This is a genomic window from Microbacterium natoriense (genome assembly GCF_030816295.1).
GTDB classification, from domain to species: Bacteria; Actinomycetota; Actinomycetes; order Actinomycetales; family Microbacteriaceae; genus Microbacterium; species Microbacterium natoriense_A.
On record NZ_JAUSXV010000001.1, the window covers coordinates 3,144,576 to 3,167,750 of the forward strand.

The following is a 23,175-nucleotide window of genomic DNA, read 5'->3' on the forward strand; positions in this document are numbered from 1 at the left end:
TCTCAGTGCACCTCTCGCTCGGCGCCGGCGACAGGGTAGTCGGCGGCTTCCGGGTGGTTCAGGTCGAAGGCGGGACGCTCGCTGCGGATACGCGGGATCGACGTGAAGTTGTGGCGCGGCGGCGGGCAGCTGGTCGCCCATTCGAGCGAACCGCCATAGCCCCACGGGTCGTTGACCGTGACCTTGGGCGCCTTGCGCGCCGTGATCCACACGTTCAGGAAGAACGGCAGCATCGACGCGCCGAGGATGATCGCACCGATCGTCGACACCTGGTTCTGCCACGTGAAGTTGTCGTAGGACGAGTAGTCCGCGTAGCGGCGCACCATGCCCTCGACGCCCAGCCAGTGCTGGATGAGGAACGTCATGTGGAAGCCGATGAACAGCATCCAGAAGTGGATGTAGCCGAGACGCTCGTTGAGCATCCGTCCGGTCCACTTGGGCCACCAGAAGTAGAAGCCGGCGAACATCGCGAACACGACGGTGCCGAACACCACGTAGTGGAAGTGCGCGACGACGAAGTACGAGTCCGAGAGCGCGAAGTCCAGCGGCGGGGCCGCGAGGATCACGCCGGTCAGACCGCCGAACACGAACGAGACGAGGAAGCCGAGGGCGAAGACCATCGGAGTCTCGAACGTGACCGATCCGCGCCAGAGTGTGCCGATCCAGTTGAAGATCTTCACGCCCGTCGGAACGGCGATGAGCATCGTCATGACTGCGAAGAAGGGCAGCAGCACCGAGCCGGTGACGTACATGTGGTGAGCCCACACCGCGACCGACAGCGCCGCGATCGCGATCGTCGCGTAGACGAGGGTCTTGTACCCGAAGATCGGCTTGCGGCTGAAGACCGGGAAGATCTCGGACACGATGCCGAAGAACGGCAGCGCGATGATGTACACCTCGGGGTGGCCGAAGAACCAGAACAGGTGCTGCCACAGCAGCACGCCGCCGTTCGCCGGGTCGTAGATGTGCGCGCCCAGCACGCGGTCGGCGCCGGCGGCGAAGATCGCCGCAGCCAGCACGGGGAACGCCATGAGGATTAGGAGGCTCGTGATGAGCGTGTTCCACGAGAAGATCGGCATGCGCCACATGGTCATGCCCGGTGCGCGCATGGTGATGACCGTGGTGATGAAGTTCACCGCGCCGAGGATCGTTCCGAAACCGGAGATTCCCAGACCCAGCATCCACAGGTTCCCACCCGCGCCGGGCGAGAACGAGGCGCTTGCGAGCGGCTGATAGGCGAACCATCCGAACGAGGCCGCCCCCTGAGGCGTGAGGAAGCCGGCGACAGCGATGGTCGAGCCGAACAGGAACAGCCAGAAGGCGAAGGCGTTCAGACGAGGGAACGCGACGTCGGGAGCGCCGATCTGCAGCGGCAGAATGGCGTTGGCGAAGCCGGCGAACAGCGGCGTCGCGAACATCAGCAGCATGATCGTGCCGTGCATCGTGAACAGCTGGTTGTACTGCTCCTTGGTGGGGACGATCTGCATCCCCGGAGCGAACAGCTCGGCGCGGATGATCAGAGCCATCACGCCACCGAGGAGGAAGAACAGCACTGAGGCGATGAGGTACATGTACCCGATCGTCTTGTGGTCGGTGGAGGTGATCCACTTGACGACGATGTTGCCCTTCTGCTCGACGCGCGAGGAGCTCATGAGAGCGGCCTGGCGCGCGGGCAGGGTCGTCGGTCGGGAGTGGGAGGCCTCGTCGGTGCGGGGTGCTTCAGTGGTCGACATGGCTTACTCCTCTCCTTCCGTGGAGTCGGTCTTCTCGGTCGTGCCCGGGTAGTTCGACAGACGGTCGTATGCGTCCGTGATGTCGCCGGTGTTGCCCTTCTCCTCGAGCGACTGGAGGTAGGCGTCGTACTCGGCCTGCGAGACGACCTTGACGTTGAACAGCATCATCGAGTGGTATTCGCCGCAGAGCTCGGCGCACTTGCCCTTGTACTCGCCCTCGCGGGTCGGGATGAACGACCAGGAGTTGTCCTTCCCGATGTACATGTCCTTCTTGTAGAGGAAGTCGATGATCCAGAAGGAGTGGATGACGTCACGCGACTGCAGGTTGATCGTGACCTTCTTGTCGACCGGCAGCACCAGAGTGGGCAGCTGCGACTGGTCGATGTCGCCGTTCGCGTTCGGCTGGGCCTGGATGCCCATGGTCCACACGGCGTCGGAGTTGTCCTCTTTCTCGCCGTCGTACTGGAAGTCCCACGCCCACTGCTTGGCGATCGCCGTGATCTCGACGTCGGGGTTGTCCCACTTGGCCTCGATCTCGGCCTGGTCACGCGCCGTGAAGAAGAACATTCCGACGACGAGGATGAGCGGCACGATCGTGTAGAAGATCTCGATCGGCATGTTGTACCGCATCTGCACCGGGAGACCGGTCTGGCCCTTGCGACGGCGGTAGGCGATCGCGGCCCAGCCCATCAGGCCCCAGGTGATCACACCGACGGCGAGGAGGACGATCCAGGAGTTCACCCAGAGCGACGACACGCGTTCGGTCTGGTTGGTGGCTGCAGGTCCACCCTCCACGAAGCCCGGGAGATAGCCGTGCTGCTCGGCGGTTGTACAACCGGCCAGAGCCACAGCTGCCACGACTCCCAGAGGGAGTGCGGCCCAACGAAGGCGGCGTTTCGAGGGCACGATGCACCTTTCAGATTGCGGACAGGGCACACCCAAGTCTAGGGCAACCTCACACCTGATTCATGCCAACCACGCAGGTTGACCGAGGGTGATCCGCTCAGTGGAAGCTGTCGCCGCAGGCGCAGGAACCGGCCGCGTTCGGGTTGTCGATCGTGAAGCCCTGCTCCGAGATCGTGTCCTTGAAATCGATGGATGCACCGTCGAGATACGGGACGCTCATGTTGTCCACGATGACCTCGACACCGTCGAAATCGACGGTCTCGTCACCCTCGAGGAAGCGCTCGTCGAAGTACAGCTGGTAGATCAGGCCGGAGCATCCGCCGGGCTGCACGGCCACGCGAAGACGGAGGTCGTCGCGACCCTCCTGCTCGAGGAGGTTCTTCACCTTGGTCGCCGCGGCGTCGGTGAGGCTCACGCCGTGTGCGCTGGTGGTTTCTGCTGCGGTCAGGGTGGTGTCGCTCATGTTGCTCCTTCTGCCGGGCCGCGCTCGCGCACGGCTGTTGTTCAGATTTTACCCGCAGGTGCGCCCTGCAGGGTCAGCGTGCGATCTCGTTCATCCGAGACAGCATCAGCGCCTCGGTCGCGACCGCGTTGCGGAACGTCTCGAGGTGCAGCGACTCGTTCGGGCTGTGCGCCCGGGAGTACGGGTCCTCGACACCGGTGACGAGGATCTGCGCCTCGGGGAACTCCCGGACGAGATCGGCGATGAACGGGATCGACCCCCCGACGCCGAGATCGACCGGCGCCGCGCCATACGCGTCGCGCATGGCGTCCCGGGTCAGTGACACGGCCCAGCCACTGGTGTCGACCAGGAATCCGTCGCCGAGATCCAGATCGGAGAACGTGAGCTCCGCGCCGTAGGGGGCATGCCGGCGCAGGTGCGCCTCCAGGGCGCGATACGCGTCTTCACCGGTCTGTCCGGGCGCGACGCGGGAGCTGATCACCACCGTGACCTCGGGGAGGAGGGTGTTGGATGCCTGGGCCACGCTGGTGGCGTCGATCCCGATGACGGTCACGGCAGGCTTGTTCCAGATCCGGCTGAGGATCGTGCCGTCGCCGATCGGCGCGGTTCCCGGCAGGAAGCCCGCCTCGTCTCGCAGGGTCTCCTCGCTGTACTCAGGCGTATCGGCGTCTCGCACCGTCATGCCCTCGACCGCGACAGAGCCGTCGTCGTTCCACAGCGTCGACAGCAGCTTGATCGTCGCCATCATCGCGTCGGGCGCCGCTCCCCCGTACATGCCGGAGTGCGAGGCGTGGTCGAGGGTGCGCACGCGCAGTGTGAACCGCGCGTTGCCCCGGAGCGAGACGGTCAGCCCGGGGGTCGAGGAGTCCCAGTTCCCGGAGTCGGCCACGACGATCGCGTCGGCGCGGAGCGCCTCCTTGTTGTCGGAGAGGAACTGCGCGAACGAGCGGGAGCCGTATTCCTCCTCCCCCTCGATGAACATCGCGATGCCGAGCTCGAGATCATCGCCGAGCGTCTCCGCGACGGCGCGGATCGCGGCGATGTGGGCCATGATTCCCGCTTTGTCATCCGCGGCGCCGCGCCCGTACAGCCGCCCGTCCCGCACCGTCGGCTCGAACGGCGGAGTCTCCCAGAGCTCATCCGCTCCGGGCGGCTGCACGTCGTGGTGCGCGTACAGGAGGATGGTGGGCTTGCCGCCTCGCGCTGCCCGTCGAGCCAGAACAGCCGGCTGACCGTGCTCATCGGTGCCGGGGATCGCCGCGCGCAGCACGCGCACCTCGTCGAACACGCCGGTGCCCTCCGCCAGTGCGGCCACGGCATCCGCACTGCGCTGCAGCTGCGTCTGGTCGAAGGCGGGCCATGCCATGCCGGGAATGCGGACGAGGTCGCCGAGATCGCTGAGAGCGGCCGGGATGCCGGTCGCCACCGCTTCCCGGATCGCCTGGTCGTTGTCGCTGGGGAGAGCAGGAGAGGTCATGCGAGTAATCTTAAGGTGATCCACCGCAATCGAACCGAGGAACCTCGTGCCCACTACCCCTGCTTCCCCTCCATCGAACGACGACGCCCCTGAGACGACCGTCGGCAAGGGACGCGCGACGCCGACCCGCGCGGAGCAGGAGGCGGCACGCCGCCGACCGCTCGTCGCGAACACCAAAGAGGCTCGCGCTGCGGCCAAGGCAGAGATGAACGAGCGCCGCAACCGCGCCCAGGCCGGCCTCGCCGCCGGCGAGGAGAAGTACCTTCCCGCTCGGGACAAGGGTCCGCAGCGCCGTTGGGTGCGCGACTACGTGGATTCCGGCTGGCACCCCGCCGAGTTCGTGATGGGCATCATGGTGCTCGTCATCCTCGTGTCGCTGCTGCCCCCCGCCTGGGCGATCGGCGGCGTCTCCGTCGGGGCGTGGGCCTACCTCGTGATGATGGGCTATCTGGTTCTGGCGATCGGCGGGATGATCCTGCTCGGATGGCGCGTGAAGACCAAGGCCGCGGCGAAGTTCGGCAAGGAGCGCCTGGAGCGCGGCCTGGGTTGGTACGCCGCCATGCGCTCTCTGCAGATGCGATTCATGCGCCTGCCGAAGCCCCAGGTCAAGCGCGGCGAACGCCCCGCCTGACCTCCGACCTTCAGGCAGATGGATGCCCCGTGCTCGCTCGAGCACGGGGCATCGTCGTCTCGGCGACCAGGGCTCAGCGCCGGCGGAGTCCTCTGTTGATCTCGCGTCCCCAGAACGGCCCGCGGTAGAGGAAGGCCGTATATCCCTGCACGAGGGTGGCGCCCGCGTCGAGTCGTTCCTGCACATCGGCCGGAGACTCGACACCGCCGACCGCGATCACGCAGAACTCGGCAGGCACGACCGAGCGCACGAGCCGCAGCACCTCGAGCGAACGCGCCTTGAGCGGAGCCCCGGAGAGGCCGCCCGCACCAGCCGCCTCGACGGTCGCGGCATCGGTGCGCAGCCCGTCGCGGGAGATCGTGGTGTTGTGGGTGATGATGCCGGCGAGTCCCTCCGCGACGGCCATCTCGGCGATCGCGGTGATCTCCTCGTCTGCGAGGTCGGGAGCGATCTTCACCAGGAGCGGCGTGCTCCCTGATGCGTTCTTGACCGCCCGCAGCAGCGGCGCGAGGGTCTCGACCGCCTGGAGCCCGCGGAGCCCTGGCGTGTTCGGGGATGACACGTTCACCGCCAGGTAGTCGGCAAGCGGAGCGAGTCTGGTCGCTGACGCGACGTAGTCGGCCGTCGCGTTCTCGACCTCGACGACGCGGCTCTTTCCGATGTTCACCCCGATGACGGTGTTCGGAGCACCGCGTCGCAGCTTCGCGAGGCGGCGCGCGGCGGCATCCGCTCCATCGTTGTTGAAGCCCATGCGGTTGATCACCGCGCGGTCCTCGATCAGGCGGAACAGGCGCGGCTTGGGGTTGCCCTCCTGCGGGATAGCCGTGACGGTGCCGATCTCGACGTGGCCGAAGCCGAGCGCCGCGAGTCCGCGCACGCCGACGGCGTTCTTGTCGAAGCCTGCGGCGATTCCGAACGGCGAGGGGAACGTGTGCCCCAGCGCATCGACGGAAAGCGAGGGGTCGGGCTTGGTCAGTGCGCTCGTCACCCAGGAGAACGGCGGCACGCCGAGGATGCGGATCACCGCCATGCCGGCGTGGTGGGCGAACTCGGGGTCGAAGCGCGAGAGGACAGCGCGGAAGAGCAGCGGATACATCACTGCCAGATTACCGGTCGCCGGTGGGTCTATTCGGCTCGAGGAGCCTTCAGATGATCGGCGCGCAGGTCGGAGATCGCGCTCTCGAAATCCTCGAGCGAGTCGAACGCCTGATAGACGCTCGCGAACCGCAGGTATGCGACCTCGTCGAGGTCTCTCAGCGGACCGAGGATCGCCAGTCCGATCTCGTTCGCGTCGAGCTGCGAGACACCGGTCTGTCGCACCGCCTCCTCGACCTTCTGCGCGAGCACCGCGAGGTCGCCCTCCGTGACCGGACGGCCCTGGCAGGCCTTGCGCACGCCCGAGATCACCTTGTCACGGCTGAACGGCTCCATGACGCCGCTTCGCTTGATGACGTTGAGGCTCGCCGTCTCGGTGGTCGTGAAGCGGCCGCCGCATTCGGGGCACTGTCGGCGACGACGGATCGAGAGTCCGTCATCGCTGGTGCGCGAATCGATGACTCGCGAATCGGAGTGGCGGCAGAAGGGGCAGTGCATGGTGTCTCAGCGTACCCGCTCAGTCGGACGACGGATCCGTGAAGCGCGCTTCGACGGCCTCACCGTGCGCAGGGAGGACCTCGGCCGCGGCGAGGGAGACCACCCCCGACCGCACCTGCGCGAGCGCGGCGTGGTCGTATCGGATGACCTGCTGCGGACGAAGGAACGTGTAGGCGCCGAGTCCCGGAGCGTACCGCGCCTGTCCCCCCGTCGGGAGGACGTGGTTGCTGCCCGCCATGTAGTCGCCCAGGCTCACCGGGGTCTGGTCGCCGACGAAGACCGCACCGGCGCTGGTGAACGCGGATGCCACCTCCTCCGCGCCCTCGATGTGCAGCTCGAGGTGCTCGGGCGCATAGGCGTTGCTGAAGGCGGTGGCCATGGCGCGGTCGTCGACGAGCACGATCGCCGACTGCTCGCCGGCCAGAGAGACGGCGACGCGCTCCGCGTGCCGAGTCCTCGCCGCGCGCTCCGAGATCTCCGTTGCGACACGCTCCGCGAGTTCCGGCGAGTCGGTGACGAGAACCGCGGAGGCCTGCTCGTCGTGCTCGGCCTGGCTGATGAGGTCGGCGGCGATGAGACGGGGATCAGCCGAGGCGTCCGCGACGATGAGGATCTCAGTGGCTCCGGCTTCGGAGTCCGTGCCGACCACGCCGGCGACGGCACGCTTCGCTGAGGCGACGTAGTTGTTGCCGGGGCCCGAGACCACATCGACCGGGTCGAGACCGAGTTCTTCGACGCCGTAGGCGAGCGCGCCGATTGCCCCCGCTCCCCCGATCGCGTAGACCTCGTCGATGCCGAGCAATCCCGCGGCGGCGAGGATCGTCGGGTGCACGCGTCCGCCGAACGCCGCCTGAGGCGGAGAGGCCAGCGCCACCACGGTCACACCCGCGACCTGTGCCGGCACCACGTTCATCACGACGCTGGACGACAGCGGCGCTTTGCCCCCGGGGATGTAGACCCCCGCGCGAGCGACTGGCTGCCAGCGCTGCGTGATGACGGCACCGGGCCCGATCTCGGTGGTGCGGGGTTCGGGCACCTGGGCGGCCGAGGCGAGGCGCACGCGGCGGATGGCTTCTTCGAGCGCCGCGCGGACCCCGGAATCCACCGTAGCCAGCGCCTCGGCGATGTGCTCTTTCGGGACCCGGATCTCGTGCCCCGACACGCGGTCGAAGCGATCGGCCTGCTCGCGCAGTGCCTGCTCACCCCTGTTGCGGACGTCCTCGACGATGCGAGCGGCGGTGTCGAGCGCTTCCGCGCGCGCCTGAGCGGCGCGGGGAACGGCCGCGAGCATGTCGGAGGGCGAGAGCTCTCGCCCTCGCAGATCGATGGTGCGCAAACGCGTCAGCCCTTCGTGATGTCGGAGATGTCGTGCAGGTAGCCGATGCGCCCGTCGTCATGACGCACGACGTAGGCACCGCCGCGGTCTTCGATCACGAGAGCCCACGCCGTCGGTCCGATCTGGAAGATGGCCTCGCCGCGCTCGTCGTGCACGTCTCGCTCGGTGGGCGCGAGGATCCAGAAGGGCTGCTGTTCAGCGGCGGCGTATCGCGGGTTGGTGGCCTCGACGTCGATCTCTTCGACGGCCGGTTCGGCGGCCGCGGGCTCGGTTGCGGGCTCGACGACTGCGGTCTCAGCGGCCGCAGCCTGGACTGTCCAGGTCTCAGCGGTCGGTTCCGGTGCGACGGTCTGAGCGATCGGCTCGACGGCATCCGTCTCGGGGGTGACCAGCGCGACGATGCTGTCGGTGTCGTAGGCGATGTCCTCGCTCGACGATCGGCGCGAGTATGCGGGTGTGTAGTCCTCATCGGGAACGACCTGCTCGGTGCCGATCCCGCCACCGGAGGCGTGAGCGGACAGCGGGACCTGCGAGGCGATGTCGACGCGAGCGATCTCGTCCGTCGCGTTCGCACCAGAGAGCTCGACGTCCAGGGGGGCGTTCTCCGGCGCGGCCGCCGGAGCCGCCACGGCCACAGGCTCGGGGCGGGGGCGGGCGATGACCGGGCGCACGGGGTTCGCCGCGCGGTGCGCAAGCGTGACGAGCCGTCCCTGGAAGTCCTCCTTGAGGCCGGGGATGATCGGCGCGAAGACCGTCAGCGCCACGAGCGCGAGCGAGGTCACGACGAGCGCGATACCGCTCCAGCTCAGCGCCCAGAACCCGCTGCCGATCGCTCCGGCGATCGCGAGCCACAACCGCCCGACCAGGACGATGGCCGCCACCGAGAAGGCGACGGAGGCGAACTGGTCGATCCCGAGCGAGCCGACACGACGGATGCCGTCGGGCGAGAACCGTCGCAGCACCAACAGGAAGACCGCAGCCGTGGGCACACCGACGGGCAGCACCCATTCGATGCCCGTCGACCAGAGCGAAGAGTTCACGACGATCGGGAAGAACGACAACACGAAGTGCACGATCCAGACGCCGACGATCAGCAGTTCACGCAGCGTGAACCCGAGGATGCCGTACTCCGGCGTCACCTCGTCGTCGTACAGGACGCCGTCGTCGATGAAGGCGTCGTCGTCGGCGGGGGCGGAGACGAGGTCCTCTTCGGGGTTCTCGTCATTGCGGAGGGGGAAGTCCGTGCTCATGAGAGTGGTCCTTTCGTCCGGGCGCGGCACCTGCGAGATGGGGCGCGCCCAACGCGACCCGATACTACCGGGTGCGCCGGAGAGCATGCTCAGGAAATGGTTGTCGGTGTCGCTTCATGACCGCTCGGCCTGCGGCAGGATCGCACGCGGGTCGAGCGAGGTCATCCCAGACAGGAGGGCCCGAGAAGCGACTTGAGATCGCCGAAGAGATCGGCGGAGACCTTGACGGGCATGGGAACGTCGAACACCTTCGCCGTGCCGCCTCGGTGCACGCGCAGCACGACCTCGGTGTCGCCGTTGTGTCGACGGAGCACCTCGGCGAGTTCGTTCATCACGCGTTCCGTGGCCCGCTGCTCGGCGAGCACGAGAGCGAGCGGCCCCGATGCGTCGAAGGAGCCGATGTCCGGCGCGAAGGCCGACTGCGCATGCAGGTTGAGGCCGTCGTCGCGTCGGGACACACGCCCCCGAACGGCCAGGATCGAATCCTGCTGGAGGACGTGCTGGAACTCGGTGTAGGTCTTGCCCATGAACATGACCGTCACCTCGCCGTTGAAGTCCTCGACCGTGATCATGCCGTAGGGGTTGCCGCTGGCCTTCGCCACGCGGTGCTGCACGCTCGTCACGAGGCCCGCGACCGTCACCTGATCGCCGTCCTGCATGTCCTCCGAGTTGTTGAGGTCGTGGATCGAGATCGACGCGTGCTTCGCCAGCGGGACCTCGAGGCCCGCGAGCGGGTGGTCGGACACGTACAGGCCGAGCATCTCACGCTCGAACGCGAGCTTGTCCTTCTTGATCCACTCCGGACGATCGGGCACCTTCGCGGGCGGCGCCTCCTCCATCTCGTCGTAGAGACTGTCGAAGTCGAAGCCGATGGCTCCCTGCGCCTCGTTCCGCTTGCGGTCGACTGCGGCCTCCACCGCATCCTCATGGATCTCCATGAGCGCGCGGCGGGTGTCTCCCATCGAGTCGAAGGCCCCCGCTTTGATGAGGGACTCGACCGTGCGCTTGTTCGCGACGTGCAGCGGCACCTTGTCGAGGAAGTGGTGGAACGACGTGAACCGCTCGTCCTTGCGCGCCTTCACGATGCCGTCGACGACGTTGCTGCCGACGTTGCGCACTGCACCCAGCCCGAAGCGGATGTCGTCGCCGACGGCGGCGAAGAAGTTGATCGAGTCGGAGACGTCGGGCGGGAGGACTCTAATGCCCATGCGACGGCACTCGTTCAGGTAGAGCGCCATCTTGTCTTTGGAGTCGCCGACGCTCGTGAGGAGAGCCGCCATGTACTCGGCGGGATAGTGGGCCTTGAGGTAGGCCGTCCAGTACGAGACGAGACCGTAGGCGGCCGAGTGCGCTTTGTTGAAGGCGTAGTCGGAGAACGGCAGCAGGATGTCCCACAGCGCCTTGATGGCCCCCTCGCCGAAGCCGCGCTCCTTCATGCCCCCTGAGAAGCCCTCGTACTGCTTGTCCAGCTCGGACTTCTTCTTCTTTCCCATCGCGCGACGGAGGATGTCTGCCTGGCCGAGACTGAACCCGGCGACCTTCTGCGCGATGGCCATGACCTGCTCCTGATAGATGATCAGGCCGTAGGACTCCTGCAGGATCTCGGCAAGCGGCTCTTCGAGCTCGGGGTGGATCGGGGTGATCTCCTGCTGGCCGTTCTTGCGCAGCGCGTAGTTCGTGTGCGAGTTCGCCCCCATGGGGCCCGGCCGGTACAGCGCGATGAGGGCTGAGATGTCACCGAAGGTGTCGGGCTTCATCAGGCGCATCAGCGACCGAAGCGGCGGGCTGTCGAGCTGGAACACTCCGAGCGTGTCGCCCTTGCCGAGCAGGTCGTACACCGCGCGGTCGTCGAGGGCGAGGTGCTCGAGGTCGAGTTCCTCGCCGCGGTTCATCCGGATGTTGTCGAGCGCATCCGAGATGATCGTGAGGTTCCGCAGCCCCAGGAAGTCCATCTTGATCAGGCCGAGCGTCTCGCACGACGGGTAGTCGAACTGCGTGACGATCTGACCGTCCTGCTCGCGGCGCATGATCGGGATGATGTCGAGCAGGGGTTCGGACGACATGATCACGCCGGCGGCGTGCACGCCCCACTGGCGCTTCAGCCCCTCGAGACCGAGCGCGCGGTCGAAGACGGTCTTCGCCTCGGGGTCGGTCTCGATGAGGGCGCGGAACTCGCTCGCCTCTTTGTAGCGGGGGTGAGCCGAATCGAACATGCCGTCGAGCGGCATGTCCTTGCCCATCACGGGCGGCGGCATCGCCTTTGTCAGCCGCTCCCCCATACTGAACGGGAAGCCGAGCACTCGGCCGGCATCCTTCAGCGCCTGCTTGGACTTGATCGTGCCGTAGGTCACGATCTGCGCGACGCGCTCGGAGCCGTACTTCTGGGTGACGTAGTCGATCACCTCGCCGCGGCGACGGTCGTCGAAGTCGACGTCGAAGTCGGGCATCGAGACGCGATCGGGGTTGAGGAAGCGCTCGAAGATGAGCCCGTGCTCGAGCGGGTCGAGGTCGGTGATCTTCATGGCGTACGCGACCATGGAGCCTGCGCCGGATCCGCGGCCCGGGCCGACGCGGATGCCGTTGTCCTTCGCCCAGTTGATGAAGTCGGCGACGACGAGGAAGTAGCCCGGGAATCCCATCTGCAGGATGATGTCGGTCTCGTACTCGGCCTGCTTGCGGACCTTGTCGGGGATGCCGTTCGGGTACCGGTAGTGCAAGCCGTTCTCGACCTCTTTGACGAGCCAGCTGTCTTCTGTCTCACCGTCGGGCACCGGGAATCGCGGCATGAAGTTGGCGGAGGTGTTGAACTCGACTTCGCACCGCTCGGCGATCAGCAGCGTGTTGTCGCAGGCCTCGGGGTGGTCGCGGAACATCTGGCGCATCTCGGCGGCGGTCTTGATGTAGTAGCCGTCGCCGTCGAACTTGAACCGGTTCGGATCGTCGAGGGTCGAACCGGACTGCACGCAGAGAAGAGCGGCGTGCGCGTCGGCCTCGTGCTGGTGCGTGTAGTGGGAGTCGTTGGTGGCGACCAGCGGGATGCCGAGATCCTTCGACAGTCGAAGCAGATCCGTCATGACGCGGCGCTCGATGGAGAGCCCGTGATCCATGATCTCGGCGAAGTAGTTCTCCTTGCCGAAGATGTCCTGGAACTCGGCGGCGGCCGCGCGCGCCGCGTCGTACTGCCCCAGCCGCAGGCGCGTCTGCACCTCACCCGACGGGCAGCCGGTGGTCGCGATCAGGCCCTTGCCGTATGTCTGCAGCAGTTCGCGGTCCATGCGGGGCTTGAAGTAGTAGCCCTCCATGCTCGATCGCGAGCTCAGCCGGAACAGGTTGTGCATGCCCTGCGTGCTCTGACTCCACATGGTCATGTGGGTGTAGGCACCGGCACCGGAGACGTCATCGCTCTTCTGGTCGGGCGATCCCCACTGCACGCGGGACTTGTCGCTGCGGTGCGTCCCCGGGGTGACGTACGCCTCGAGTCCGATGATCGGCTTGACGCCGGCGGCCTGGGCTGCGCGGTAGAACTCGAACGCCGCGAATGTGTTCCCGTGGTCGGTCACGGCGATCGCCGGCATGCCGTATTCAGCGGCAGCCTGCGTCATCGCCCCGATCTTCGCCGCACCGTCCAGCATGGAGTATTCGCTGTGGACATGCAGGTGCACGAAGGAATCTGAAGCCATGCTTCGAGTCTACGGCTGAGCCCCGACACCGGAGGTCGGTGCCGGGGCTCGGAGAGCGGATGCTGCGCCTATGCCACCGCCGAACGATCTCGCTTCGCTGATCACGCTTCAGATCCCCGGGGATGGAGAACGGTTCGAGTGGGCTCAGGGCAGTCCATCCACGACGCTCATCGTGTATGTACTCCGCGAATCGGGCACGTCGGCAGGGATCATCCCTTCGCCCACTTCGCTCGTCGTCGAGATCTCCGTGACGAGCCCCGTCGCGATGTCGATCGTGATGGTGAAGCGCGTCAGAGAAGTCTCGGCGGAGTCCGCTCCGGCGAGGTGCGAGTCGAATGTCACGGTGCGCAGGCCGTGCTGCTCCGGCCCGACTGTTGAGCCGGGAAGGAGACTGAGAGCCTGGTACATCGAGGCGCGCAGGCCGGGGTCGCCGACGTTGTACGACAGCAGCCCGATCAGCAGCCAGCCGACCTTGCCATCGTTCCAGCCTGCATAGTCATCGCCCTGCCGGGCCTTGATCCAGTCGATCATCGCCGAGGGATCCCTCGGCATGGTGTTGAAGTACCAGAGGATGTCCTCCGCGCCGCTTTCCGGAAGCGACGGCGCACCTCCGGCATGGAGGGGATGCCCGCCGCTGCCCTCCATCGACAGTACGGACTCCAACTGTCTTTCGGCCTCCGGCTGGTCTCCGAAGACGGCCACGACCTCCGCCGGCCCCCACTCCCGATACCAGGAGTCGCTGAGATCGGCGGGCGAGTACTCGGCACCGCTGCTGCGGATCACCCACGCGCTGGTAGCCGTCTCTCGCGACCCTCCGTATCCGGGTTGACCCCACGTGTCGAAAGAGGAGTCGTAGACGCCCAGGGTCTCGTGCGTCCATGATCGACGCAGATACTGTCCTGGCGCGAGCACCGACGGCTGAAACTCCGCCGCCGCGATCGCTGCTCCCTGCAGCACCTCGGGTGCCGACGCTGCAACCGGCGACGGCACAGGTGTGGGCGTCAGCGTCGCGTCCGGCGATCTGGTCGGGACGGCCTCGACTTTCGGTTCCGGCTCCGGCGTTCTCAATGCGCCGGCGACGAGCACGACAGCCGTCACCGCCGCCGCCGTGCCGACCACCGCTCCGGCCAGCAGCCACGGCCGCCTCGCAGTGCGAGATCGCGCGGGTCTCAGTTCTGCCTGCATCTCATTCAGCAGCAGCATCCGCGCGGCGCTGAGATTCTCGTCGTCGCCCTCGATCTCAGGCCTGATCTCCTGAACCTTCTCAAACACGTCCAACGGTCTCTCCCTTCTGCTCCTGCTTCTCGAATGCCCGGATCCTCCGACCGGAGTCCAGCCTCTTCCGAACGCGGTTCAACCGCGATCTCACTGTGCCGACGGGCACACCGAGCGCCTCGGAGATCTCCTCATAGCTCAGTCCGTGCCAGGCATAGAGCAGCAGCGTCTCCCGGTCCCGCGGCGCCAATGCGGCGATACGGATCTTCATCGTCGCGACCTCGCGCTCCGCATCCACGCGGCTCATGGCCTCGTCCAGCCCGCCCAGGGAGGAATGGTCCTGTTGAGTGATCGACGCGGCGAACGACTGCCAGTGCTTGGCCTCGACGGCTCGATGCCTGCGGATCAGCCGAGACGCGATGCCGAGCAGCCAGGGCAGGGCCGACTCCACGCCTGAATCGAAGTCCACCCGCCGGCGGAATGCGACCAGGAACGTCTCGCTCAGCACGTCCTCGGCAGCACTCCGGCCGACCCGATACGCGGCGAATGCGTTCACCGCGCGCGCATGCCGGTCGAAGAGCTCGGCGAACGCGGCCGGCTGGTCTAGAGATCGTCTGATGATCTCGCTGTCTGTGCTCACACTGTCTATTGTCTGAGCGTCTCCGATGAGTTCACGGTTTCTCGATTCGCGTGAGATTCACCTCAGATCGAGCCGCATCAGCACCCGCGGGAAACCATCGAGCACCGAACCGGTATCGGCGGCCTTGGAGAAGCCGGCCGACTCGAAAAGCGAGCGGGTGCCGGCGTACGCCATCGTCAAGTTCACCTTCTCCCCTGCGTTGTCGACCGGATAGCCCTCGAGCGCAGGCGCCCCACGCTCACGCGCAAAAGCGATCGCCCCCTCGATCAGAGAATGCGATACGCCCTGCTTGCGGTGTCCGGGTCGTACCCGGAAGCACCAGAGCGACCACACATCGAGATCATCGACATGCGGGATGAGGCGGTTGCGGGCGAAGCTCGTGTCTCGCCGCGGGTGAAGCGCCGCCCACCCTACTGGTTCGCCGTCGAGATAGGCGATCACGCCTGGCGGCGGATCCTGATCGCACAGCTCTCTCACGCGATCGGCCCTGGCCTTCCCCCGCAGAGCGACGTTCTCCTTGCTGCCGATCCGATAGCTCAAGCAGAAGCACACGTTGGACGCGGGGTTCTTCGGCCCGACCAGCGTCGCGACATCGTCGAAATCGGTGGCGGGGCGCACCTCGATGCTCATGCATCCAGTGTGGCCCTCACCACCGACATGGCGGACTACTCCGCCTCGACGATCCTCTGATCCGTATTCGAATAGGTGATGAGATCGGCGATGCTGCCCACAAGTCCCATGCTCACGTTCAACAGTCCCGGCTCGACGTCCGTCAGAGGCGGCGGCGTGTCGGTCCCGATCGTCAACGGCGCTCCACCCATCGACGAGGCGCTGATCGATCCGATGTAGACCGACACATCGCCCTGCAGCGACATCGTGTCGGCAGTCGTGACGAGCCCCGGTCCGTCCGGCGGGCGGACGGTGAGAGAGAATCCCTTGATCGTGATGGATTCGGCACTGATCTTGAGCGCACGGATGCTGCCGCCGTCGACCGTGGGCACGCTCACGATCGAGATGCCGCTGAGTCCCGTGAACGACAACGACTCAGACCCCATCGACGCCGGCGTTCCGGTGAACACCGGCGCTCCGGCGTCGACCGGCGCCTCGACAGGCTCTACGGGCGCCTGCGGCGCCTGAGGATCGGAAGGGACGACCGGCGTCGACGGATCGACCGGAGCGGTCGGGTCGATCGGGAGCACCGGCGTCGTGGGCGTCGTCGGCGTGCCAGGCGTCGTCGGCGTGGGAGTAGGCGTCGGCTGCGGGCAATAGATCAGCGGGATGCAGATTCCGGCGTCACGCATGCCCGGCGCGGATGCCGCCCCCAATGTGAGCGGCGTCGCCACCATCACCGCGACAAGAGCAGCCGCGACGCCCATGCGTCGGCGGATCACGTCGACGTCGCCTGTTCTGCGTCTCCTCCGACATCGGATGCCGTGGCCTTCGGCCCCATCCAGGCGACCACGAGGATACCGCCCACGGTCGACAACAGCATCCCGATGAGGAAGCCACCGAGGTTGACGCCGATCAGCGAGTAGATCGATACCGCGAGGGCGATCACGCCGTAGAAGATGTGGTGCGCGGGCATGGAGATCACGAGAACGCCGAGAAGCAGCAGCACGATCGGGATGATCGTCGCCTGCATACCCTCGATGCCCATCTGCACGTGCAGGTGTCCGATGTCGAGCTGCCCGGAGAAGAACATCTCCACTCCGCCGATCGCGATCAGCAGCCCGCCGATGAACGGCCGCTGCCGACGCCATGCCCGGAACCCTCCGGTCGTGGACGCGGATGAGGCCACGTCTTCCTCCATCACAGCATCCGCTCCGTTCAGAAGCATCCCTGCGAGCCGTCCGTGAGCTCGAGAGTCATCCCCGTGAGTGTGAACACGGATGCTTGAGTGCTCCATGCCGTCTGCTGGAGGTTCGCGATCGAGATCGTGTCGGAATCCTGCGCGAAGTCGCCGGCGCTGCCCTTGGCGTCGGTGTTGACCGTCGACGCGTCGACGCCGATGCGGATCTGGCCGAATGAAGCATCGCCCTTCAACCCCGTCATGCCGATCTGCAGGTCGGTGGCCGTCGCCGGCTTGCCGTCGCCGCCCGCCTTGATCAGCACGCCGACCGTGCCGAGCGGAGTCTCGGTGATGACGGACTGGCACAGGTCGCTGAGAGTGGCGCTCTTGATGTTCGCGATCGCGACCGTGTGCTCGACACCCTCCGTATCGGTCGCCACGCCCGCGTACTGCGAGAATCCGGTGCCCTCGAGCTGGCTGGCGCCGATCTGGAACTGACTTCCGGAGACCGCGAACGACACGGGCACCGCACCCTGAGCAACGCCTCCGAGCAGCGAGGCGGCGATGATGCCCACCGGTACCGCGACGAGCGTGATGCGCCCCGCGTGCGACGCGGTGGCCCTGGACAGGGTCTTCGAGACTTTCGGGAACTTCATCGATCCTCCTCTTTCGCGCGCACGACTCCGTGCGCGCGATCCTCCTCGATCCTAAACGCAATTGACTCAGAGTCAACACCCGATCTGGTTAGGCTTCTCGCATGACGTCCGAGCCGCGTTCCCGCCTCAGTCCCGAGCAGCGGCGCGCCCAGCTCATCGCGATCGGTGTGGCGTTCCTCGCCGAGCATCCGCTCGATGAGCTCACGATCGACGAGCTGGCGAGGCGTGCCGGCGTGTCGAGAGCGTTGATCTTCCATTACTTCGAGAGCAGACAGGGCGTCGAGCGCGCGATCGTGACGACGGCTCGCGACAGCCTGCTGCTTGCGACCGAGCCGCGTGCCGAGCTCGCTCCTCGCGAGCGCGTGCACGACACCCTGCTGCGCATCGCCGGCTTCGTCCGCGAGCACGGCGGCACGTTCTCATCCCTGATCCGCGGAGTCGCCAGTGGCGCGCCCGAGGTGCGGGCGATCGTCGACGAATCCCGCGAGCTGAACGCTCAGCGGCTTCTCGAGGCGTTCACGGAACTCGGGAATGCGGATACGCCTGCTCTCCGCGTGGCCTTGCGCGCCTGGGTCGCGTTCACCGAAGACACTCTGCTCGAGCTGATCGTGGATCGGCGAGCCGACGACGAGGCCGTGGTGGAGTTCCTGGAGCAGACTCTCGACGGCGTGGTCGAGGCCGCAGCTCGAGCGCGCTTCTAGTACTCGGGCGCGCTTCTAGTACTCGCCTGCGCGCAGCACCTCGAGGGCGTGCACGAAGTCGGCCGGATACGCCGACTCGAACTGCACCCACTGCCCCGTTGCGGGATGAGTGAAGGCGAGCTGATGCGCGTGCAGCCACTGCCGGGTCAGGCCGAGCTTGGCCGAGAGAGTCGGGTCGGCACCGTACAACGGGTCGCCGACACAGGGATGCCGCAACGCGGCCATATGCACCCGGATCTGGTGCGTCCGCCCCGTCTCGAGATGGATCTCGAGCAACGAGGCGCCGCGGAAGGCTTCGAGGGTCTCATAGTGGGTCACGGACGGCTTGCCGTCGGGGGTGACAGCGAACTTCCACGAGTGGTTCGGATGCCGCCCGATCGGCGCGTCGATCGTTCCGACCAGCGGATCGGGATGACCCTGGACGACGGCGTGATAGATCTTCTCGACCGTGCGTTCCTTGAACGCGCGCTTGAGCGCCGTGTACGCCGTCTCGGTCTTGGCCACGACCATGAGACCGCTCGTGCCGACATCCAGCCGATGCACGACGCCCTGACGCTCGGGGGCGCCGCTCGTCGCGACACGGAAGCCCGCGGCCGCGAGAGCGCCCACGACGGTCGGCCCCTCCCATCCGAGCGAAGGGTGCGCCGCGACGCCCGTGGGCTTGTCGACCACGACGATGTCGTCGTCGTCGTACACGATGCCGAGCTCGGGCACCGCGATCGGCACGATCCGCGGCTCCTCCTTCGGCTGCCACTCGACATCCAGCCAGCCACCCGCTCGGAGCTTGTCGGACTTGCCGAGGGTCGTTCCATCGAGACTCACGCCTCCCGCCGCAGCGACGTCGGCGGCGAAGGTGCGCGAGAAACCCAGCATCTTCGAGAGCGCGGCGTCGACGCGTACGCCGTCAAGGCCGTCGGGGACGGGAAGCGACCGCGACTCCACCCTCAGCGCCCTTCGGCGGCAGCGTCGGCATCGACCTCGGGAGACGGGCCGTCTTCATCCGCGTCGACAGCCTCAGCGGAAGCCGCAGCAGCCTCGGCCTCCTCATCGGTCTCGACGACGGCGTGATCCCGTTCGCGGGTGCCGTCGAATCGCAGACCGAACACCACGAGCAGTGCGACGGAGATCATGCCTGTCACGATGAAGATGTCGGCGACGTTGAAGATGGCCGGGAGCATCCACGGCATCGAGATCATGTCCACGACGTGCCCGACTCCGAAGCCGGGCTCGCGGAACAGACGGTCGGTGAGATTGCCGAGCACACCTCCGAGCAGACAGCCGAGCACTACCGCCCACAGGCGGGACTGCAGTCCGCTGGCCTTCCAGATGATCACGACGGCGACGACGGTCAGTGCGATCGTGAAGATCCACGTGACCTCGGAGCCCAGCGAGAACGCCGCTCCGGAATTGCGGATGAAGTACAGCTGGAGGAATTCCCCGAGCACGGGAACCGGCTCTTCGACCGGCAGGTTCGCAACGGTGAGGTACTTCACAAACTGATCGGCGGCCAGCACGATCGCTGCGAGAATCGCAACGATCGTGCCGGCCGCCGACCGACGAAGGGGACGGCGTCCTGACAAGAGGGCGCCTTACAGACCGATCGCGGAGACCGGCGTGGAGTCCGTCGACGCGGACTTCTCGTCGAGGTCGCGGAGCTGTCCCTCGATGTAGCTGCGCAGCTGCGTGCGGTAGTCGCGCTCGAAGTTGCGCAGCTCTGTGATCCGCGCCTCGAGGGTGTTGCGCTCGCGCTCGTGGCGTGCGGTCTCCTCACGCTGCTTGGCCTCGGCCTCGGAGCGGATGCGGTTGACCTCGTTCTCGGCGTCGGCGATGAGCTGGTTGCGCTTCGCCTCGCCCTCGGCGACGTGCTCATCGTGAAGTCGCTGTGCGAGTTCGATGATGCCGGCGGTCGCCGTGGCGGAGCCGGAAGGAGCGGCCTCCGCAGCGGGGGCGGGGGCTGCCTCGACGACGGGAGCGGGAGTCGGCGCCTGCGCGACGGCCGGAGCGGCCGCAGCCTCGCCGGACTCGTATGCCGCGAGCTTCGCCTTCAGCTCAGCGTTCTCTTCGAGGGCCTTGCGCCACTCGATGACGATCTCGTCGAGGAAGTCGTCGACCTCGTCCGGGTCGAACCCGTCCTTGAAGCGGACGTGCTGGAACTGCTTGGTGACGACGTCATCCGGGGTAAGTGCCATGGTGGCTCCTTCGATGAGTTCGGTGCCAGTTCGATGAACGGCGTTTCGTTATGTGGCGCGAACCCGGGGCGCGCACCTGCCAGCCAAGCATAGCCCCCGCATCCGTCAGCCGCGATGTCGCGACACCCAGGCAGGAAGGACTCCTCGGCGATATGTCAGATGAAGATGCGCACGATGTTCATCAGGATCAGCACGACCAGGACGGTCAGCGAGAAGCCGAAGTCGAGCGATATCGTCCCGAGCCGCAAGGGCGGGATGATCCGCCGGAAGAACCGGATCGGCGGGTCGGTCATGGTGTAGACGACCTCGGCGGCCACGAGTCCCGCACCCTTCGGACGCCATCCACGATTGAACATCGGGATGTAGTCGAGGATGAGTCGCGCGAAGAGGACCAGAAGATACAGCAGCAGCGCCAGATGGACGATGCTCGCGATCAGTGAGACGAGCCCCACGGGGTTACTGCTGATCGAAGCCCGCAGAGTCTGCGTCTGCGTGCGCGATTCCCCCGTGACCGGACACCGCGATGTTCTCCGGCGAGAGCAGGAACACCTTCGAGGTGACGCGCTCGATACGGCCGTAGAGGCCGAGGGAGAGACCGCTGGCGAAGTCGATCAGACGGCGCGCGTCCGCGTCGCTCATCTGCGAGAGGTTGATGATGACCGGTACACCCTCGCGGAAGCTCTCGGCGATGAGCTGAGCATCGCGGTACTGCTTCGGGTGCACGGTGAGAATCTCGTTCACTGCCCCTCCTGCGGGCTGACGCACGGCGACCGGGCGGCGCAGCGGCGTGATCGGTGCCGGGGCCGGCTCCTCACGCTCACGCTCGCGGTGCGAGCGGGCCGGGGCCTGCGTCTCTTCTTCGTAGACCTCTTCCTCGTCGGCGAGGCCGAGATACACCATGGTCTTCTTCAGCGGGTTACCCATTGTGTCCTCCGGTTCGAACGATTCGGGCGGGTCTTGTCACAGGTTAACCCCGGTCCGGCCGGGGTCCCGTGATTGCGGAACCGATCCGCAGGTGTGTCGCGCCCGCGAGGATGGCTTCGGTGAAGTCACCGGTCATCCCCGCCGAGATCCAGTCGGCCGCGGGGTCGAGGGAGCGGACGCCGTCGGCGACGGTGCGCAGACGGTCGAATGCCGACGCGGGTTCCTCGTCGAGGGGGGCCACCGCCATCACTCCGCGCAGACGCAGGGACGGAAGGGAGAGCACGTGCTCTGCCAGTGCAGCCGCCGCATCAGGCGCGACGCCGCCGCGGCCGGGGTCGTCGGTGAGGTTGATCTGCACCAGGACATCGAGGATGCGGTCGTCTTCCGCCCCTCGATGTAGCGCATCGGCGAGACGGTCTCGATCGATCGAGTGCACGGCGTCGGCACTGCGACGGATGGCCGCAGCCTTGTTCGTCTGCGCCTGTCCGATGAAGTGCCAGCGCAGGTCGTCGAGGTCGCCGAGCTCAGCGGTCTTCGCGCTGAGCTCCTGCTGCCGGTTCTCCCCCACCTCGCGCACGCCGAGAGCATGCAGGTCGCGCACGAGAGAGGCGGGATGGAACTTCGTGACGACGATGCGGGTGATCTCGCCCGCATCGCGTCCGGCGAGGCGCGCGGCGTCGGCGATCTTCTCATCGATCGCCGACAGCCGCGCTCCCAGCTCCGAGGTCACTTCAGGAATTCAGGGATGTCGATGTCGTCGTCGACGATGGCCGGCTCGATGCTGGTCGTCGAGTAGCGCGGCGTGGTGTCGACCTCGACGGCATCCGCCTTCTCGGTCGCGCTCTCGGCGAGGGCGACCTCGGGAAGGACCGCGGGCTCGGGGCGCGAGACGACCATCGGGTCGAGGCGCAGAGAGGGCCCGCCACCGTCGAAGCCCGCCGCGATCACCGTGACGCGCACCTCGTCGCCGAGAGTGTCGTCGATGACCGTTCCGAAGATGATGTTCGCCTCGGGGTGCGCAGCTTCCTTGACGAGGTCGGCCGCGTCGTGGATCTCGAAGATCCCGAGGTTCGACCCGCCCTGAATCGAGAGCAGCACACCGTGCGCGCCCTCGATCGACGCCTCGAGCAGCGGCGATTCGACTGCGAGCTCGGCGGCCTTGATCGCGCGGTCGGCGCCGCGTGCGGAGCCGATGCCCATGAGAGCGGATCCGGCCCCCTGCATGACCGACTTGACGTCGGCGAAGTCGAGGTTGATGAGCCCCGGGGTGGTGATGAGGTCGGTGATGCCCTGCACACCGGCGAGAAGCACCTGGTCGGCGGTGGCGAAGGCCTCGATCATCGAGATGCCCCGGTCGCTGATCTCGAGCAGACGGTCGTTCGGCACCACGATGAGGGTGTCGACCTCTTCCTTCAACTTCGCGACACCGGCTTCGGCCTGGCTCTGGCGACGGCGCCCTTCGAAGGAGAATGGCTTGGTCACGACGCCGATGGTCAACGCACCGATCGACTTCGCGATCCGTGCGACCACGGGGGCGCCACCGGTTCCGGTGCCGCCGCCCTCTCCTGCGGTGACGAAGACCATGTCGGCGCCGGTCAGCGCCTGCTCGATCTCCTCCGCGTGGTCTTCGGCCGCGCGGCGCCCGACCTCCGGGTCTGCACCGGCGCCGAGACCGCGGGTGAGTTCACGACCGACGTCGAGCTTGACGTCGGCGTCGCTCATCAGCAGCGCCTGCGCATCCGTGTTGACGGCGATGAACTCGACTCCGCGGAGGCCGAGGTCGATCATGCGGTTCACGGCGTTGACGCCGCCACCGCCGACGCCGACGACCTTGATCACGGCGAGGTAGTTCTGGTTCTGGCTCATGGCCGGCCTCCGAATAGTCGAGCCTTCTACGTTTTCTGGCCGATATCGGAATGTGAACCTTAAACCTCAACTAGAGGTGTAAAGTGTTTCCCAGTATCGGTTTCTCTTGTTCGAAGGTAAGCGCCA

General features: G+C 66.7%; 24 protein-coding genes. 2 read left to right on the plus strand and 22 right to left on the minus strand.

Features of this window, described 5'->3' with window-relative positions; all coding sequences use genetic code 11:
- Positions 1–2 precede the first annotated feature (2 nt).
- From ctaD to QFZ53_RS14860, 4 genes are all read right to left on the minus strand, one after another.
- Entirely contained in the window at positions 3–1,733 is a 1,731-nt protein-coding gene (gene ctaD / locus QFZ53_RS14845) for an aa3-type cytochrome oxidase subunit I (RefSeq protein WP_292908245.1), read from the minus strand.
- 3 nt (positions 1,734–1,736) lie between these two features.
- Positions 1,737–2,639 (minus strand): aa3-type cytochrome oxidase subunit II, encoded by a 903-nt coding sequence (gene ctaC, locus QFZ53_RS14850; protein WP_307297749.1) that lies wholly within the window; start codon positions 2,637–2,639, stop codon positions 1,737–1,739.
- A gap of 97 nt (positions 2,640–2,736) precedes the next feature.
- Positions 2,737–3,102 (minus strand): iron-sulfur cluster insertion protein ErpA, encoded by a 366-nt coding sequence (gene erpA / locus QFZ53_RS14855; protein ID WP_292908241.1) that lies wholly within the window; start codon positions 3,100–3,102, stop codon positions 2,737–2,739.
- A 73-nt stretch (positions 3,103–3,175) separates the two neighbouring features.
- Positions 3,176–4,579: a dipeptidase gene (locus tag QFZ53_RS14860; protein WP_307297751.1), complete on the minus strand. Its 1,404-nt coding sequence runs from the start codon at positions 4,577–4,579 to the stop codon at positions 3,176–3,178.
- Between the two features lie 46 nt (positions 4,580–4,625).
- Here QFZ53_RS14860 and QFZ53_RS14865 point away from each other — a divergent pair, with 46 nt between their 5' ends.
- Entirely contained in the window at positions 4,626–5,210 is a 585-nt protein-coding gene (locus QFZ53_RS14865) for a DUF3043 domain-containing protein (protein WP_307297753.1), read from the plus strand.
- Positions 5,211–5,283: 73 nt separating this feature from the next.
- Here QFZ53_RS14865 and QFZ53_RS14870 read toward each other — a convergent pair whose 3' ends face one another.
- The 11 genes from QFZ53_RS14870 to QFZ53_RS14920 all read right to left on the minus strand — a co-directional run bounded on the left by QFZ53_RS14870 (position 5,284) and on the right by QFZ53_RS14920 (position 17,369).
- Positions 5,284–6,306 carry a quinone-dependent dihydroorotate dehydrogenase gene (locus QFZ53_RS14870; RefSeq protein ID WP_307297756.1) on the minus strand — a complete coding sequence of 341 codons (1,023 nt, stop codon included), beginning with the start codon at positions 6,304–6,306 and terminating at the stop codon, positions 5,284–5,286.
- Between the two features lie 29 nt (positions 6,307–6,335).
- A complete protein-coding gene (gene nrdR, locus QFZ53_RS14875) occupies positions 6,336–6,803 on the minus strand; it encodes a transcriptional regulator NrdR (RefSeq protein WP_292908233.1) in 468 nt (155 codons plus the stop codon).
- A 19-nt stretch (positions 6,804–6,822) separates the two neighbouring features.
- Positions 6,823–8,139, minus strand: a complete 1,317-nt coding sequence (gene hisD, locus QFZ53_RS14880; RefSeq protein ID WP_307297759.1) for a histidinol dehydrogenase — start codon at positions 8,137–8,139, stop codon at positions 6,823–6,825.
- A gap of 5 nt (positions 8,140–8,144) precedes the next feature.
- Positions 8,145–9,389: a hypothetical protein gene (locus QFZ53_RS14885; RefSeq protein WP_307297760.1), complete on the minus strand. Its 1,245-nt coding sequence runs from the start codon at positions 9,387–9,389 to the stop codon at positions 8,145–8,147.
- 161 nt (positions 9,390–9,550) lie between these two features.
- Positions 9,551–13,069, minus strand: coding sequence for a DNA polymerase III subunit alpha (dnaE, locus tag QFZ53_RS14890; RefSeq protein ID WP_307297763.1), 3,519 nt, complete (start codon positions 13,067–13,069; stop codon positions 9,551–9,553).
- A 144-nt stretch (positions 13,070–13,213) separates the two neighbouring features.
- A complete protein-coding gene (locus QFZ53_RS14895; protein WP_307297765.1) occupies positions 13,214–14,341 on the minus strand; it encodes a hypothetical protein in 1,128 nt (375 codons plus the stop codon).
- On the minus strand, positions 14,334–14,924 hold the full coding sequence (locus QFZ53_RS14900; protein WP_307297769.1) for an RNA polymerase sigma factor: 591 nt from the start codon (positions 14,922–14,924) through the stop codon (positions 14,334–14,336). Before QFZ53_RS14900 ends, QFZ53_RS14895 begins: the two co-directional genes overlap by 8 nt.
- Before the next feature lie 57 nt (positions 14,925–14,981).
- Positions 14,982–15,554: a GNAT family N-acetyltransferase gene (locus QFZ53_RS14905; protein ID WP_292908223.1), complete on the minus strand. Its 573-nt coding sequence runs from the start codon at positions 15,552–15,554 to the stop codon at positions 14,982–14,984.
- A 35-nt stretch (positions 15,555–15,589) separates the two neighbouring features.
- Complete coding sequence (locus tag QFZ53_RS14910; protein ID WP_307297773.1) at positions 15,590–16,315, minus strand: hypothetical protein; 726 nt, start codon at positions 16,313–16,315, stop codon at positions 15,590–15,592.
- On the minus strand, positions 16,312–16,761 hold the full coding sequence (locus QFZ53_RS14915) for a DUF6114 domain-containing protein (RefSeq protein ID WP_307297775.1): 450 nt from the start codon (positions 16,759–16,761) through the stop codon (positions 16,312–16,314). Before QFZ53_RS14915 ends, QFZ53_RS14910 begins: the two co-directional genes overlap by 4 nt.
- Entirely contained in the window at positions 16,752–17,369 is a 618-nt protein-coding gene (locus tag QFZ53_RS14920; protein WP_307297777.1) for a DUF6230 family protein, read from the minus strand. The genes QFZ53_RS14915 and QFZ53_RS14920 overlap by 10 nt, the downstream gene beginning before the upstream one ends.
- Positions 17,370–17,470: 101 nt before the next feature.
- On the opposite strand from QFZ53_RS14920, the gene QFZ53_RS14925 reads away from it, so the two are divergent.
- Positions 17,471–18,070 carry a TetR/AcrR family transcriptional regulator gene (locus QFZ53_RS14925; RefSeq protein WP_292908215.1) on the plus strand — a complete coding sequence of 200 codons (600 nt, stop codon included), beginning with the start codon at positions 17,471–17,473 and terminating at the stop codon, positions 18,068–18,070.
- Between the two features lie 15 nt (positions 18,071–18,085).
- Here QFZ53_RS14925 and QFZ53_RS14930 read toward each other — a convergent pair whose 3' ends face one another.
- The 7 genes from QFZ53_RS14930 to ftsZ all read right to left on the minus strand — a co-directional run bounded on the left by QFZ53_RS14930 (position 18,086) and on the right by ftsZ (position 23,049).
- A complete protein-coding gene (locus tag QFZ53_RS14930; RefSeq protein ID WP_307297779.1) occupies positions 18,086–19,012 on the minus strand; it encodes an RluA family pseudouridine synthase in 927 nt (308 codons plus the stop codon).
- Positions 19,013–19,014: 2 nt separating this feature from the next.
- On the minus strand, positions 19,015–19,650 hold the full coding sequence (gene lspA, locus QFZ53_RS14935) for a signal peptidase II (RefSeq protein WP_307297781.1): 636 nt from the start codon (positions 19,648–19,650) through the stop codon (positions 19,015–19,017).
- Between the two features lie 9 nt (positions 19,651–19,659).
- Positions 19,660–20,259, minus strand: a complete 600-nt coding sequence (locus QFZ53_RS14940) for a DivIVA domain-containing protein (RefSeq protein ID WP_292908209.1) — start codon at positions 20,257–20,259, stop codon at positions 19,660–19,662.
- A 155-nt stretch (positions 20,260–20,414) separates the two neighbouring features.
- On the minus strand, positions 20,415–20,711 hold the full coding sequence (locus tag QFZ53_RS14945) for a YggT family protein (protein WP_292908207.1): 297 nt from the start codon (positions 20,709–20,711) through the stop codon (positions 20,415–20,417).
- 4 nt (positions 20,712–20,715) lie between these two features.
- On the minus strand, positions 20,716–21,183 hold the full coding sequence (locus QFZ53_RS14950; RefSeq protein ID WP_307297785.1) for a cell division protein SepF: 468 nt from the start codon (positions 21,181–21,183) through the stop codon (positions 20,716–20,718).
- A 43-nt stretch (positions 21,184–21,226) separates the two neighbouring features.
- Positions 21,227–21,913 (minus strand): YggS family pyridoxal phosphate-dependent enzyme, encoded by a 687-nt coding sequence (locus QFZ53_RS14955; RefSeq protein WP_307297788.1) that lies wholly within the window; start codon positions 21,911–21,913, stop codon positions 21,227–21,229.
- Positions 21,910–23,049 carry a cell division protein FtsZ gene (gene ftsZ / locus QFZ53_RS14960; protein ID WP_292908201.1) on the minus strand — a complete coding sequence of 380 codons (1,140 nt, stop codon included), beginning with the start codon at positions 23,047–23,049 and terminating at the stop codon, positions 21,910–21,912. The genes QFZ53_RS14955 and ftsZ overlap by 4 nt, the downstream gene beginning before the upstream one ends.
- Between the last annotated feature and the right edge of the window lie 126 nt (positions 23,050–23,175).

Bases quoted from the DNA above. Each gene is read 5' to 3' on its own strand.
- ctaD (WP_292908245.1), bottom strand. From the start codon at position 1,733: ATGTCGACCACTGAAGCACCCCGCACCGACGAGGCCTCCCACTCCCGA.
- erpA (WP_292908241.1), bottom strand. From the start codon at position 3,102: ATGAGCGACACCACCCTGACCGCAGCAGAAACCACCAGCGCACACGGC.
- QFZ53_RS14860 (WP_307297751.1), bottom strand. From the start codon at position 4,579: ATGACCTCTCCTGCTCTCCCCAGCGACAACGACCAGGCGATCCGGGAA.
- QFZ53_RS14870 (WP_307297756.1), bottom strand. From the start codon at position 6,306: ATGTATCCGCTGCTCTTCCGCGCTGTCCTCTCGCGCTTCGACCCCGAG.
- nrdR (WP_292908233.1), bottom strand. From the start codon at position 6,803: ATGCACTGCCCCTTCTGCCGCCACTCCGATTCGCGAGTCATCGATTCG.
- QFZ53_RS14885 (WP_307297760.1), bottom strand. From the start codon at position 9,389: ATGAGCACGGACTTCCCCCTCCGCAATGACGAGAACCCCGAAGAGGAC.
- dnaE (WP_307297763.1), bottom strand. From the start codon at position 13,069: ATGGCTTCAGATTCCTTCGTGCACCTGCATGTCCACAGCGAATACTCC.
- QFZ53_RS14905 (WP_292908223.1), bottom strand. From the start codon at position 15,554: ATGAGCATCGAGGTGCGCCCCGCCACCGATTTCGACGATGTCGCGACG.
- QFZ53_RS14915 (WP_307297775.1), bottom strand. From the start codon at position 16,761: ATGCTTCTGAACGGAGCGGATGCTGTGATGGAGGAAGACGTGGCCTCA.
- QFZ53_RS14920 (WP_307297777.1), bottom strand. From the start codon at position 17,369: ATGAAGTTCCCGAAAGTCTCGAAGACCCTGTCCAGGGCCACCGCGTCG.
- QFZ53_RS14925 (WP_292908215.1), top strand. From the start codon at position 17,471: ATGACGTCCGAGCCGCGTTCCCGCCTCAGTCCCGAGCAGCGGCGCGCC.
- QFZ53_RS14940 (WP_292908209.1), bottom strand. From the start codon at position 20,259: ATGGCACTTACCCCGGATGACGTCGTCACCAAGCAGTTCCAGCACGTC.
- QFZ53_RS14950 (WP_307297785.1), bottom strand. From the start codon at position 21,183: ATGGGTAACCCGCTGAAGAAGACCATGGTGTATCTCGGCCTCGCCGAC.
- ftsZ (WP_292908201.1), bottom strand. From the start codon at position 23,049: ATGAGCCAGAACCAGAACTACCTCGCCGTGATCAAGGTCGTCGGCGTC.